This is a genomic window from Planctomicrobium limosum, from assembly GCF_051465645.1.
In the GTDB taxonomy this organism is placed as follows: domain Bacteria; phylum Planctomycetota; class Planctomycetia; order Planctomycetales; family Planctomycetaceae; genus Planctomicrobium.
The window spans coordinates 2966392-2980437 of the sequence record NZ_CP195790.1; the positions used below are offsets into that span (position 1 = coordinate 2966392).

Genomic DNA, 14046 nt, shown 5'->3' on the forward strand with positions numbered 1-14046 from the left:
ATGGAACCACCGAAGTGATAGGCCGCTTTCCTCTGAGGGACTTCCGAGTGCATCCCGGCTTGTGGACCGATCCGTTCCATTTCGGAAGATTGTGTTTCCTTGGGCAGGCCCCTACGATTTCGACGATTCATCAACGAAATCTCTGAAGAATGCCCTGATGTCTGCACCAGAACAACTGCCGTTGGACGTGGCCCAAATTCAGCAACTCATCCCCCACCGAGCCCCGTTTCTGTGGCTGGATGATGTGACGGAATTAACTCCGACACGAATCGTTGCTCACAAGCACATTCCAGCATCACTGGACGTCTTTCAGGGGCATTACCCGCATTTTCCTGTTCTGCCGGGTGTTTTGCAGTGTGAAGCCGCATTTCAGGCAGGTGCGGTACTGATTGCGACCCAATTTCCCCCAGCGGACGGACAAGTGCCGGTCGTCACGCGACTGAATAACGTTCAGTTTCGAAAAATGGTCAGTCCCGGGCAGACTCTGGAACTCGAAGTCGAACTGACCGAACAATTGACCAATGCCTTCTTTTTGAAGGGGAAGGTCTCTGTTGATGGAAAAGTCTGCGTTCGACTGGAATTCGCCTGTGCTCTCGCTGCTCCTCAAGCGTAACTGAGCACTCCGCCGGGGAAACGACACAGAAAATGATACGATGCAGACGCCTCACTGCTCTGGGCGAAGGGCATCAATTGGGAAAACGTTCCAGTGAACGCTGAATTGCCTGACGAATCCCCGATTACGATTGGCTCGCGAACGCTGGCGACACGGTATTTCCTTGCCCCATTGGCCGGGTACACGCATCTGGCCTTTCGTCGAGTCCTGCGAAATCTCGGGGGACTGGGATTGGCAACGACCGATCTCGTTCAGGCAACTCTTCTCCTCGCAGGACACCCCAAATCACGCGAACTGATTGAAACAATTCCCGGTGATGAACCACTGTCGGTCCAGATTTTTTCAGGGATTCCACAAGATCTGATCTCGGCCGCCAAATGGCTGGAAGACAATGGATATCAGGGAATTGACATCAACATGGGTTGCCCCATGGCCAAAGTGAATGGCGTGGGGGGCGGAGCCAGGCTGATGTGCGATTCCAACGGGGCCTGTGGGCTGGTGGAGCGAGTTGTACAAGCAGTCAAGATCCCGGTGACCGTCAAAATGCGACTCGGATGGGATCGGGACCAAATCACCGCTCCCGCACTGTCACGCGAGTTCGAACGACTGGGCGTAGCAGCGATCACCATTCACGGCAGAACACGGCAACAGGGATTTCAAGGGACAACGGATCTCAACGGGATTCGTGATGTCGTTGAAGCAGTCGAACGCATCCCGATTATCGGGAACGGAGACGTGCGCACCGTTGCCGATGCCATTCACATGCGGAAAGTCACTGGGTGTCCTGCAGTTGCGATCGGCCGCGGAGCGCTGCTCGATCCTTGGATCTTCTCCCGTCTGGCAGACCATTCTCAAGGCAAAGAGATTCGCGATCCTTCCCCTGATGACCAGTTACAGTTTCTGATTGATCACTTTCGATTTATGTCAGAGCAGCACGCTGAACGCAGCTGCCAGCTTTTTCGCAAATTTGCAGCATGGTACGGGCAGAAACTCGGGGTTCCAGACGATTTGGAAGACCGACTGCGACGCTTTGAATCGATGGACGAATTTTTGGAGATTGCCGAACAGATTCGGGCACGACACGGCGAACGACAGGCGACAATTCCAACGGCATTACTCAAAGTGCCGAATGGGCCCGTCGAGAAGTGGTGATTCGGTTCTCCCACAAAACCCGGCCGTTTTCATTCCAGCTGCCATTCGCTACCCTTTCCGAGGCTCCCAACTGGTTGCAAACGTTCGAGTCCGGATCGGGGAATTCCTCTCAAAGCGGTCTCTTGAGTTGCGATCCTCGATCAGCCAATCAGCGTGAGCAAGTCGGTCCCTCATCGGGACCTGATCCGCAGGAGAAAAAGCCTCTTCTGCGTCCCAAGAGTGTGATACCACGTCGTCAACCCGCTCTCTGGTCGCCATCGTTTAAGTTGAAATGAGTGTTTCGATGTATGACAAACAAGTGTTGTGTGACCTGTTCCGCGAACGCGCCCTGAAGTTCGGCGACTTCACCCTCGCCTCCGGAAAAAAAGCGACCTATTACCTCGATGGAAAGCAGATCACCCTGCACTCTCGCGGCTTGCAGCAAGTCAGTGAAGGACTTCTTGATCTGATCGATCTCGACAACGTCGATGCCGTCGGCGGAATGTCCATTGGCGCCGATCCAATTGTTGCCGGAATCCTCTCTGCTGCTGCTGCTCGCGGTAAGGAACTGATTGGGTTCCTCGTTCGCAAGGAGTCCAAAGGGCACGGCACCAATAAATATGTTGAAGGGCCACTGCAACCGGGGATGAAAGTCGCCATCGTGGAAGACGTCGTCACCACCGGCGGAAGTTCGCTGCTCGCCGTTGATCGCGTGCAGGAATTCGGAGCCGAAGTTGTTCAGGTTCTCTCCATCATTGACCGGATGGAAGGGGGCGCCAAAAACTTCGCCGCCAGAAACATCCCACTCCAGTCACTGCTGACAATTCAAGATTTTGGAATCACTCCACCTGTCATTGATTAGGCAAACGGCCACAACTCGCGAAGTTGAAAATCATTCGCCGCCAGACGGGGATGATCCCCGCGACAGACAGCAACAGCTGAAACGATTGTGCCAAATAGTCGGGTCAAAGCGACACCGGTCTGCTGCCGAATTCGGTGATCAAGATTCTCTCATTTTCGATGATTCACGCCGCACACTCGCTGTGCGGCGTTTTAATTCGTTCTACGAGCATTTCATCCCGTTTTTTCGAATCCTGATCCGTCCCTAAGTCAGAGAATTCGCTGAGGACACGGCCTTCAGGATGGCGTCACTCTCCCCCAGTGCTCAATATGGTGGGGACCAGACGCGAAAGGCGAATGCGTTTTCATCACCTCGTGAATTTGAAACACGGTACTATCAATTCCGAGGCGTCAATTTCAGATTGTCTTTGCGCTCGAATTCGATTGAAGGATGCATAATGTCGGCGAAATCAACACTCACTTACGATTCAGCAGCTTGTGAATTCCTGATCCAGTCCGCCCGAACTGGAATCGCTTCCGCATTGGAAGCAGCTCGTAAGGAGACCCTCGCCGACATCAAACTCCTGACATCGAAAGGCCCGATCCCTGCGGAGAAGGACCCACTCGACAGCGGCTTCATTGATCTTCCACAACGGCTGCTGGCAGGCGAAGACGGTCTTCTTGAACGGATCGAGAAAAGCGCTGCCGAACTGCGCAGCAAGATCGACCGCCTTGTCGTTCTGGGCATCGGGGGGTCATACATGGGCCTGCGAGCCCTGTTTGAAGGACTCTGCGACCCTTACCACAACGAACGCTGCCGTGAAGGTCGAAACGACGCACCAAAGCTCTATTACGAAGGCAACAACCTCGACAACGACGCAGTTCTTTCTCTGCTCGACCTGCTGAAAAAGCAATGCAAAGACCCTAAAGAACTTTCTCAGCGCTGGGGGATCAACGTCATCAGTAAGTCTGGTGGCACTCTGGAAACCGCTGCTGCTTTCCGTATCTTCCGTGAAGCACTCGATGCTTATTACGGCGAAGGGTCAGAAGAGTCCAAAGAGTTCGTCGTTCCAGTCACTGGCGAAACCGGCAAGCTGAGAAATTACTCAAACGCCAAAGGCTATAAGACGACCTTCCCGATCCCGGATGGGGTGGGCGGAAGATTCTCAGTCTTCACAGCAGTCGGCCTGTACCCGGCAGCGGTCCTCGGAATGGACATCCGAGCTCTCCTGCAAGGGGCAGCGGACATGACTGACACCTTTGCTAATGCCCCGATTGGCAGCAATCCTGTTCTCGACTACGTGGCGACCTGCCATCTGCTGGAACGCGATCACGGTATGGACCTTCGTGTTCTCTCCACCTGGGGGAAGAAGCTCGAAGCAGTCGGGCTGTGGTATGATCAGCTGCTCGCCGAGAGCCTTGGCAAGCACGAAAAGGGAGCAACTCCGCTGACAGTTGTGAACACCCGCGACCTTCACAGTCGAGGACAACAACATCAGGAAGGGAAACGCGACCGCGTCATCACCAACGTCATCATCGGGGCTCCGAATCAACCTGCCGTTGCTCTCCCGAAGAACGCGGACAACTTCGATCAGGATCAACTCAACCGCATCGCAGGCAAGTCGATTCCGGAATTGCTCACCGCAGCGATTCAGGGGACCAACAAAGCCTACGCCGACGTTCAGCGTCCGACCGCAGATTTCCATATTCCAAAACTGGATGCCTACGCGCTGGGGCAATTGCTGCAGATGTTCATGCTGGCAACCGTTGTCGAAGGTCGTCTGCTGGGAATCAACCCCTACGGGCAACCCGGCGTCGAAGACTATAAGAACAACATGGGCGACATCCTGTACGGCAAGAAAGCCTGATACAGTAACACGCTGAATCCCCCTGACTGGTTTCAGAGATTCTTTTCGAGAACTTCCGCATCGGACTCCGTTGAATGTCGTCTTCAGCAGCAAAGGACACAAAACTCACTCCCATGATGCAGCGGTACATGGAGGTCAAGGCAGAAACGCCTGGCACCATCCTGCTGTTCCGCATGGGAGACTTCTATGAGTTGTTCCACGAAGACGCACAAACAGCAGCAAAAATCCTCGGATTGACTCTCACCAGTCGAGACAAGACCTCAGAGAACCCGGTGCCGATGGCCGGGTTTCCATTCCATGCTCTGGAAGGTTATCTGCGTAAACTGATCGCAGCCGGTCATCGTGCTGCCATTTGCGAACAGGTTGAAGACCCGAAGACCGCCAAGGGGATGGTGCGTCGTGAAGTCACTCGCATTGTGACCCCAGGGACATTGACCGACGACGCGCTGCTCGACCCGAAGCGGAGTAACTACCTCGCCGCTGTTTTCCCGTTCAAACAACGAGTGGGGATTGCCTGGCTCGAACTCTCGACCGGTCGATTTCAGTGTGTTGAGGTCGAACAAAAAGAGGACGCAGGAGCACTCGGCTCGCGACTCGCGTTTCTGGACGAACTCGCTCGAATTGAACCAGCGGAAATTCTGATTCCGGAGCAGATCAAAGCCCATCCGGTCTACACGTCGCTGATCGAATTAAATGGTCCTGTCCTCACGGAACGGCCGGCCTGGTCATTCGGAGCGAAACAATGCCGTGACATTCTTTTGAAGCACTTCCAGACAGCAACTCTGGAAGGTTTTGACCTGATGGACGAAGACTCCGTCGGCATCACCGCCGCAGGTGCGTTGCTGGACTACGTTCAGGAAACACAGAAGACATCTCTCGGGCATATCGTGCTGCTGGAACCGTATCGACGCGGCACCAATCTGCTCATCGACGAAACAACCAGACGCAGCCTGGAACTGACACGAACACAACGCGAGTCCGGCCGCGAGGGTTCGCTGATCAGCGTGCTGGACGAGACCTGCACTGCGATGGGCGCCCGCCTGTTGACAGAATGGCTGTCCAATCCGCTCACGGATCGGATCGCCATCAATCGGCGACTGGATGCCGTGGAAGAGTTGATCCGCGACAGTCGACTCTGTCGTGAACTTCGGGAGCAACTGGAAGAGGCATATGACCTCCAGCGACTCTCCGCACGCGTTGCCACCTTTCGAGCCTCGCCACGAGATCTCGGGTCGCTCGCTAAGACACTTTCCATTCTTCCAAAGTTGAAGGCCAAGCTCGCTGGACGGAACTCTGATCTACTCAAACTTCTCGACGCCAGACTCGATCTCTGCGCCGATGTACGCACCGAAATTGACGCGACGCTTGTTGAAGAGCCGCCCCTGCTCACGAGTGAAGGCGGAATGATCCTCGCCGGCCGACACGCTGGTCTCGACGAACTTCGTGACCTCGCATCCGGGGGGAAAAAGTGGATCGCCGAGTATCAGGCGAAGGAGATTGAACGCACCGGCATCTCCACAATGAAAGTCGGGTTCAACAAAGTCTTCGGGTATTACCTCGAAGTGACTGCAGCTCAGATGAGCAAAGTCCCGGCCGAATACATTCGCAAGCAGACACTGAAGAATCTTGAACGGTTCATCACACCGGAACTGAAAGAGTACGAAGACCGCGTACTGAAGGCGGAAGGACAATCTCACGCTCTGGAAATCGAATTATTCCAGACTCTGCGAGATCAGGTTGCGACCGCCTGCACTCGTCTGCAGCAGACAGCCGAAGTATTGGCGACGCTCGACGTGTTGTGTGGGCTGGCGACACTGGCACTCCGACAGAACTATTGTCGTCCGGAGATTGTCGATGAACCTTGCCTGATCATTCAAAACGGGCGCCATCCGGTCCTCGATCGTATCATGTCGTCTGGCCAGTTTGTCCCCAACGACGTCTTCCTCGGAGCATCCCCACAGGACAGCAACGCCCCTGGCCCAACGATGGCACTGATTACTGGCCCGAACATGGCCGGAAAAAGTACCTACATCCGTCAGGCCGCGCTCCTCACAGTCCTCGCGCAGATGGGTTCGTTCATTCCGGCGGGTTCGGCAAAAATCGGTATCGCCGATCGCATCTTCGCACGAGTCGGAGCGAGCGACGAATTAGGCCGCGGGCAATCAACCTTCATGGTTGAGATGACCGAAACGGCTCGTATTCTGAACATGGCAACGGACCGAAGTCTCGTCATTCTGGATGAAATCGGGCGCGGCACGAGCACGTACGACGGAATTTCACTCGCGTGGGCCATCACCGAGTATCTTCACGACCAGATCAACTGCCGGACGTTGTTTGCAACGCACTACCACGAACTCACCGAACTCCCGAAAACCATGTCGAGAGTCTGTAACTGGAACGTCGCTGTTCACGAAGAGAACGGCGACGTTGTCTTCCTCCACAAGATCGTTCCCGGTGGCGCTGACCGCAGCTACGGGATTCATGTCGCTCGACTGGCCGGAGTCCCACGGGCTGTGATCGAACGCGCCGGAATCATTCTCACTACACTAGAGAATGATCATCAGGATGCTTCTGGAAAAACCAAGATCCCAGCACGTAAGCGACAAAATACACGTCAGCTGCAATTGTTTGTCGAACAGGAAGACCATCCACTTCTGGATGAACTGCGCGGGATTAACCTGGAGCAGATGACTCCGATGGGAGCATTGCAGGCACTGCAGGATCTGCAGGGAAAATTGAAGAAGTAACCGACGCAGGATCGACTCGCGAAAGCCTGTCGATCCGTTTCAACTCCGAGTCTCCTCCAGAAAGCGAAGAAGAAGCCTCGTTACTTCGAAGCCGTTGTCTTTTCCTGAAGCTGTTCGATGCGAACGGCTCTCAGCTCATCATCGCGAAATGTGAGCTTGTTTGAGACGGCAAATCCGTACTCTGCTGCAAGCTCCTGAAACAACCGCAGCCCTGCCCGTTCTGCAGCACCAAGGCGGAAGTGCAGGTTCTTCGTGAAATAGTTGTAGACCATTTCATAAGGAAGATTCAGGCGGTCGGACCCTTCGCGAGAAATCGCCTCAAGATGCTCCAGTCCGGCATCGCGCGCGGCTGCAAGACCCTGTGGTATCCCTGGGAGTGCGACATCTTTTCGAGTCACCCACATCGCAAAGACAAATGGGAGGCCGGTCCAATTCACCCATTCACTTCCAAGATCCCACACGGTGTGGAATTCTTCGACAGGGGGCTGCATGGCACGATCGCCGATCAATAGAACAGCGTCCGCTTCGATATCGCGAGTCGTCTTCTCCAGTGGAAGGATGCGAAGTTCCGGAAGAACTCCAAATCGCTCCGCGAGCATGATCCGCGTCAGAGCTGCACTCGTTCTGGACCCTTCGTCTAATGCGAGAGTCCGAATCGCTCCAGGATGAACGCGACAATACAGCTTCACACTGAAAACATCACTGTGTGTTGAGACGCAGGCATCCGAAACCACTTCGTAGTTCGGATTGCTGAACGATTCCACAGATGGAATCAAGGCAACATCCAGATCCCCTTTTGCCAATGCATCAGCGAGTCGGCTGGGATAGTCGAGAATCAACTGCGCATGCGGCGCGAGACCTCCAAGACCCTCAACAAGTGGTCGGCTATTCAGATATGTCACAGCTCCAATACGGATCTGCTGAGATGGCATTTCCAGTTGAAGCCCCCGCTGTCGGTCAATCATGTCCACAATTCCTGTACGACTTGCAGTATATCTGCAATCGAACGAGTCGCAACACGATCCAATTCACATCAAGAAACAGCATTATGTCTCAAGGTCTGACACAGTTCGACCAGTTATGGATCGCCTGAACGAACGTAAAAAGCCGTCAGAACAATGTGCTCTGACGGCTTCGTGTACTTCAAACAATTCTGACTGGCCGGTTGCGAATTACTGCCAGACGGGTTGGGAGAAGACTATTTCCCGACTCGATCCCAGACCTCTTTCATATAGCGGAGACTTTCCACCGCGATATGCTCGGCACCGGGAGTGTAGTCAAACACTTCAACAGAGACCCATCCCTGATAGTTTGTCTCTTTCAACGCTTTGAAGATCGGGTCGAAATCGATCTCCCCCATCCCCGGCCCACGCAGATTTTCGTCGTTCGCGTGAAAATGCCGCGTATGTTGTGCGTGTTTGTGAATCAGATCAGGGAGCGGCTTACCTTCCCCGAGCATCGCTTTCACATCCTGATGCAATGCGACGCGAGGATGATCAATTGCCTCGATCATCTTTACGGCATCATCGCAGGAAATCATGAAATCGGTTTCTTTGATCGTCAGCGGTTCCAGCAACAGATCAACGCCACGATCTTCAAGTCGCGGAACAACTGCTCGAATCACTTCGAGAGCGTTGTCGAACGCTTGTTCCTGAGAAACGCCGGGTTGAAGGCTGCGCTGTAGCGGCGAACCGAGAACCATCAGCGATCCACCAAGGTCCGCGCAGAGATCCGTCAGCGAGCCCAGATAGTCGGCCGTAATGCGGCGAACTGCAGCATCTGCCGTGGTCATGTGAAATCCAGTAGTTTTGGCGAGCAACCAATGGAGTCCGACGATTTCGACCCTGTTTGCCTCGGCAACCGCTTTCAATTCCCGGCGCTGCTGCGGAGTCACATCGTTCGCGGTCGCCGCCAAAGTGAACGGAGCCACCTCGACACCTTCGTAACCCGTCTCACGAATAAAACGGCACTGGCGTTCCCAATCCCAACCTTCAAACAGCTCTTGGCAGATTGCAAATTTCATGTCGAGAGGATTCTCCGTTTTTTATGTCCTGGATTCTGACCCGAGGCAGAAACAGCCGGATGCCGATTTTAATTCATACAAGATCGACATTTACTCTCGAATCGAATCATCAAAGAGAAACTTTCCGAGAAGAAATGCCGATTCTGACGACAGTACGGGAGAGTTTCCAGAAGGTCGACACTGAACGTACCGCTGACACCGTCAGTGCTCCAGCCCACAACGTGTTTAGTCGATGCATTCAATGATCAGTGTTCAGATCGAACAGAATCTAACACAGATCATCATTGCGGCGGATTTGCAGGTGGTGCGGGCAGGACATCAGTATGAGCTGCTCGTTTAGGTAAGATGGACAACTTGCGTTAAGCGGGTCAGCAGAATCAACCGAAACAGAGAGTGGAAGAATCCAATTGCGGGATTCTATGCATCTGGGGGTTGATGAGGAGAGGAAGCGTAACCATGCAAAACTTGAAATGGATTTCCGCACTGACCGCATCGCTTTTCGCGATGTTGATGTCAGTCCAAGCGGAAGCTGGGCTGTTCTGCGGAGCGTGTCGGTACCGGAACATTCCAGCCGCCAATTGTGCACCAGCTGGCGACTACTGTACGGCACGAGAATCTTGCGGACCAAAGTACCGGACGGTCCGGGAACGCGTCCTGTGTACAGAAGAGTACACAGAATGCCAGACCGTCTATGACACCTGCACATACCAGGTGCCAGTCACCCGCAGCCGTGTCGTTTACGACACCTGCTATCGTGACGAAACTTACACGACATGCCGACCGGTTTACAAAACCTGTTACCGTGAAGTTTCTCACACCGTGCGTCGCCCGGTCTATCAGACCTGCTATCGCACCGTCACCTGCAAAATTCGTAAGCCTGTCTATCAGACTTGCTACCGAACAGTGAACTTCACCGTTTGCCGACCAGTTTACAAGACCTGCTACCGTGACGAGTGCTACACCGTCCGTAAGCCTGTCTACCAGACTTGCTATCGCGACGTCTGCCACACCACCTACCGAACTGAAACCGAAACTCGTTACCGCGATGTCTGCCAGACAACTTATCGTGCTGTGACAGAATCAAAGTGCGTTCCAGTTCAATGTGGCGAATGGAAATGTGTCACCGAATGCATTCCAGGTCCAGTTGTTGAACGATGTGTTCGCGGTCCAGGCAAGTTTGTCTTCGATCCATGCACCTGCACCTGCGTCTGGTGCCCAGGTAAGGCATGCATCCAGAAGATTCAGTGCCCACCACGTACCGTGACAAAACGCGTCTGGTGCCCAAAGACTGTCATGACGACTCAGACCTGCACACGCATGGTTCCAGAAACCCGCGTCTGCAAAGTTCCTTACACAGTTTGCCGTCGTGTGCCAGTAACTTGTGTCAAACGAGTTCCTTACACAACCTGCACCTATGTAACACAAACCTGCACACGTCGCGTTCCATACACAACCTGCACCATGGTTCGTGAATGCCGCACCAAGCAAGTTCCTTACACAACCTGCACCTATGTTGAACAATGCGTCAGCAAACAGGTTCCATACACAACCTGCACATGGACCTGCGAAACTGTCACAAAGCGAGTTCCATACACAACCTGCAGCTATGTGAAACAATGCCACACACGTAAGGTTCCTTACTGTGTTCCACGTACTGTTTGCGAAACTCACATGGTAACAAAGACCAAATGTGTCCCTCGCACCGTAACAGTGACAAAGACTCGTTGCGTTCCAAAAATTGTGGTCCGCAAAGTGCCTGTCTGCAATGATCCATGCGTGACAGCTGCGAACCCAGTTTGTGCCGCACCAGAATCTTGCGTGAACTAACTCTTCACGTCAGATAAGCAGAAATGCACTCCCAGATGCAGGACGGGCGATGGTATTCACCATCGCCCGTTTTTTTATTTGCACCTGAGTCCAGTGAGCCAACCCTATCAATGTGCTTCAGGCAGCAAACCCGAATCGACATTGGCAGTCAGACTGACCTCGTCGCAGATGATGTCATCTTTCGGAAGGACTCATCAGCTTAGTTACTTTGCGATGCCGTTTGAGAACGTCTTATAAGACTCGGCGACCTTTTCCACACCTGCGTCTCCGCCGTGAACCCACAAGCCGTAGACAAACCGAAGTGACTCGCCTTGCTTCAGATCGCGTTTGTGTGCAGGCTGAGCATCTGGTGTCCCTGCTGTATAAGCACCATCACCAAATGGGTTCACAGAGAACAGTCCATAATCGCGAACGTGATATCGTGACTTCCACGGGTTCTGTGGAGCATCCATGATCGTCACGCCGAATTTCTCTTTTCCGACCTTACCGACGTAGTCAATCCACGGTGAAGGACGACCCCAAGTTTCCTTGGTGCTCACTTTTCCTTCTGCATTCGTGACAGGTCCGCCGGAGACATTCTCCTGCATGCCATGCGGCATTCGAATTGCGAAAAAGCCCTCTTTCGTGTCGCCGATGTGCACTGATTCTTTGGCCGGACGCAACGTCGCGTCGTAAGTCATCAGGCGATCTGCAGTGAAGGTGACAAGCGTATCCTGTTCAAGTACTGGCTTGTCTTCTTTGCTGAGCCAGACGGTCGAATACTTGAACGACGCTGTTGGACCACTTCCCTTCACGATCGAAACCTGAGTGGTCGAAACGAGGCTGTCTTCCATCCAGAACTTGATGCCATCGATTTCGTCAACGGCGAACCAGATCCCTTTATGATGGACGTGGTCATAGAAATCTGGAGCTTTGCGATCTCTGGTATTCGTTGGATTGTCGTTGATCAGTCGAACCACGATCCCGGCAACCGGAGCAATATCAGTTCGGGCGATCCATGCATCGCTATCAGCGAGGTAGACCTTGTCGCCGTCGACACGCTTGGCTACCAGAACCTTACCAAATGGTGCTGTTTCAGGTTCGCCGGATTCTTTATGCAACGGTGCGACTTCTGACACCACGACAACTTTGCGTTCAGCCGCATCTGGTGGAGCGTCCTTGCAGGCTTTCGTCAGGAGTTCGTACGCATTCGGTCCTGTCACTGGATAGAAAAGCGGCTTCCGCCGATCCAATCCAAACCGGAAGACGGTGAACACGTCTTTCCCGATCATGACTTTGACCCCGTTCCGTTCCATTTCGAGTGTGACCGACTGTTCACCGGCGAACACAGAATTGCAACACAACGCGAGAAACAAGAACAGCAACGGGATTCGTTTCATAAATTCTCCAGTTAGTAATTAGCCAGGCGTGCTTTCTTGTGCCCGCAACTCAGAAGGAACGGCAATCCGGTTCCACCGCCTCACTCTCATCACCAAGACATCGAATAGGGCTTGGAATGAGAAAAATGACCTGATGTCACCGATCAGGCAACAAGGCATCATATTGAAGCAAGAAGAGCATACTTCAATAAAAATGGATGGATTCTGTTGCATTGAACCGCCATTTCACCTGAGCGTCAAGGGCGCGGATTTTCGCCGTCGTGCAGAGCCTGGGTTTCTCATCCTTCTCACTCTCCCCGCCCTTCTCTATGATGTGAGACTATGGCAGGAAATTCATTCGGACAATCGTTTCGTATCACCACGGCAGGCGAAAGCCATGGCCCGGGGAATGTCGTAATCATCGACGGAGTTCCAGCAGGAATTCCGCTCTCAGTTGAGGATCTGCGAGTCGACTTGCAACGACGCAAGCCAGGCCAAAGCAAGATCGTTACTCAACGCAAAGAGGACGATGAACCAGAAATTCTCTCTGGTGTGTTCGAAGGCAAAACCACCGGCACAAGTCTCGCGATCCTGATCCGCAATCAGGATCAGCGCAGCAAAGACTACAACGACATCAAAGATGTTTACCGCCCCGGTCATGCTGATTACAGCTATGACGCAAAATATGGAGGGCACCGCGACTATCGTGGCGGTGGTCGGGCAAGTGCTCGCGAAACAACTGCCCGTGTCGCCGCTGGCGTCGTTGCCAAAAAACTGCTGCGCCAAGCTTTTGGTGGCGAAGTCGTCGGGTTCGTTTCGCAAGTTGGAAATATTCTCGCCGACATTTCAGATCCAGCCTCGATCACACAGGATCAGGTTGAGTTTCTGCCCAATGGCGAACCAAACATCATTCGCTGCCCGGACCTGAATGCAGCGGAAAAGATGATCGCCCTGATCGATCAATGCCGCAAAGAACAGGACTCGATCGGCGGAGCGGCACACATTGTTGCGACCGGAATTCCTCCAGGATTAGGCGAACCTGTCTTCGACAAGATCAAAGCCGATCTGGCCAAAGCATTGTTCAGCATCCCAGCAGTCCTGGGTGTCGAATACGGCGTCGGCTTTGGCTGCACCACGATGCGTGGAAGTGAGAACAACGATCCTTTTGCTTGCCGTCTCGACGAAGAAGGCGAAAAAGAGATCTACACCACTTCAAACCGTCATGGGGGAATGCTCGGCGGAATTACGACAGGAATGCCGTTGATTCTCCGTGCTGCAGTAAAGCCGACCAGCAGCCTGCCGATTCCACAGCAGACCGTCGACCGCAGCGGAACACCGACCACGGTCAGCACAAAGGGACGTCACGATCCTTGTCTGTTATCACGTTTCATTCCAGTCGCAGAAGCTATGGTTGCAATCGTCATTGCAGACCACTGGCTACGTTGGGTCGGTCAGTATTTTGGAGCAGGCGGAGACAACTGGGAGCACTCCTGCGGCGAAGACTGTGACCACGATCATGATCACAGCCATGACCATGGACACGACCACGGCTAAGCCAGTTTAGTCTGGCGTTGCGTCGACGGCACGTTGAGTTTTGCGATCACTTCGCCTCATGCAGAGAGTTCGACAATACAGTCAT

The 14046-nt window shown here is 53.6% G+C and carries 10 protein-coding genes; 7 read left to right on the forward strand and 3 right to left on the reverse strand.

The window, feature by feature from the left end:
* Positions 1–157: 157 nt before the first annotated feature.
* From fabZ to mutS, 5 genes are all read left to right on the forward strand, one after another.
* Positions 158–613, forward strand: a complete 456-nt coding sequence (gene fabZ, locus SH527x_RS11130; protein WP_437190755.1) for a 3-hydroxyacyl-ACP dehydratase FabZ — start codon at positions 158–160, stop codon at positions 611–613.
* Positions 614–706: 93 nt separating this feature from the next.
* Positions 707–1765, forward strand: coding sequence for a tRNA dihydrouridine synthase (locus SH527x_RS11135; RefSeq protein WP_437190756.1), 1059 nt, complete (start codon positions 707–709; stop codon positions 1763–1765).
* 283 nt (positions 1766–2048) lie between these two features.
* Positions 2049–2606, forward strand: a complete 558-nt coding sequence (gene pyrE, locus SH527x_RS11140; RefSeq protein WP_437190757.1) for an orotate phosphoribosyltransferase — start codon at positions 2049–2051, stop codon at positions 2604–2606.
* Between the two features lie 436 nt (positions 2607–3042).
* Positions 3043–4452, forward strand: a complete 1410-nt coding sequence (locus SH527x_RS11145) for a glucose-6-phosphate isomerase (protein WP_437190758.1) — start codon at positions 3043–3045, stop codon at positions 4450–4452.
* 74 nt (positions 4453–4526) lie between these two features.
* A complete protein-coding gene (mutS, locus tag SH527x_RS11150; RefSeq protein ID WP_437190759.1) occupies positions 4527–7199 on the forward strand; it encodes a DNA mismatch repair protein MutS in 2673 nt (890 codons plus the stop codon).
* A gap of 80 nt (positions 7200–7279) precedes the next feature.
* Here mutS and SH527x_RS11155 read toward each other — a convergent pair whose 3' ends face one another.
* A complete protein-coding gene (locus SH527x_RS11155) occupies positions 7280–8164 on the reverse strand; it encodes a menaquinone biosynthetic enzyme MqnA/MqnD family protein (RefSeq protein ID WP_437190760.1) in 885 nt (294 codons plus the stop codon).
* A 233-nt stretch (positions 8165–8397) separates the two neighbouring features.
* Positions 8398–9222, reverse strand: coding sequence for a sugar phosphate isomerase/epimerase family protein (locus SH527x_RS11160; protein WP_437190761.1), 825 nt, complete (start codon positions 9220–9222; stop codon positions 8398–8400).
* A 456-nt stretch (positions 9223–9678) separates the two neighbouring features.
* On the opposite strand from SH527x_RS11160, the gene SH527x_RS11165 reads away from it, so the two are divergent.
* Positions 9679–11049: a hypothetical protein gene (locus tag SH527x_RS11165; RefSeq protein ID WP_437190762.1), complete on the forward strand. Its 1371-nt coding sequence runs from the start codon at positions 9679–9681 to the stop codon at positions 11047–11049.
* 203 nt (positions 11050–11252) lie between these two features.
* On the opposite strand, the gene SH527x_RS11170 is transcribed toward SH527x_RS11165, so the two are convergent.
* Complete coding sequence (locus tag SH527x_RS11170) at positions 11253–12428, reverse strand: PmoA family protein (RefSeq protein ID WP_437190763.1); 1176 nt, start codon at positions 12426–12428, stop codon at positions 11253–11255.
* A 321-nt stretch (positions 12429–12749) separates the two neighbouring features.
* Between SH527x_RS11170 and aroC the strand changes: the two genes are divergently transcribed.
* Complete coding sequence (gene aroC, locus SH527x_RS11175; protein ID WP_437190764.1) at positions 12750–13961, forward strand: chorismate synthase; 1212 nt, start codon at positions 12750–12752, stop codon at positions 13959–13961.
* Positions 13962–14046: the final 85 nt, after the last annotated feature.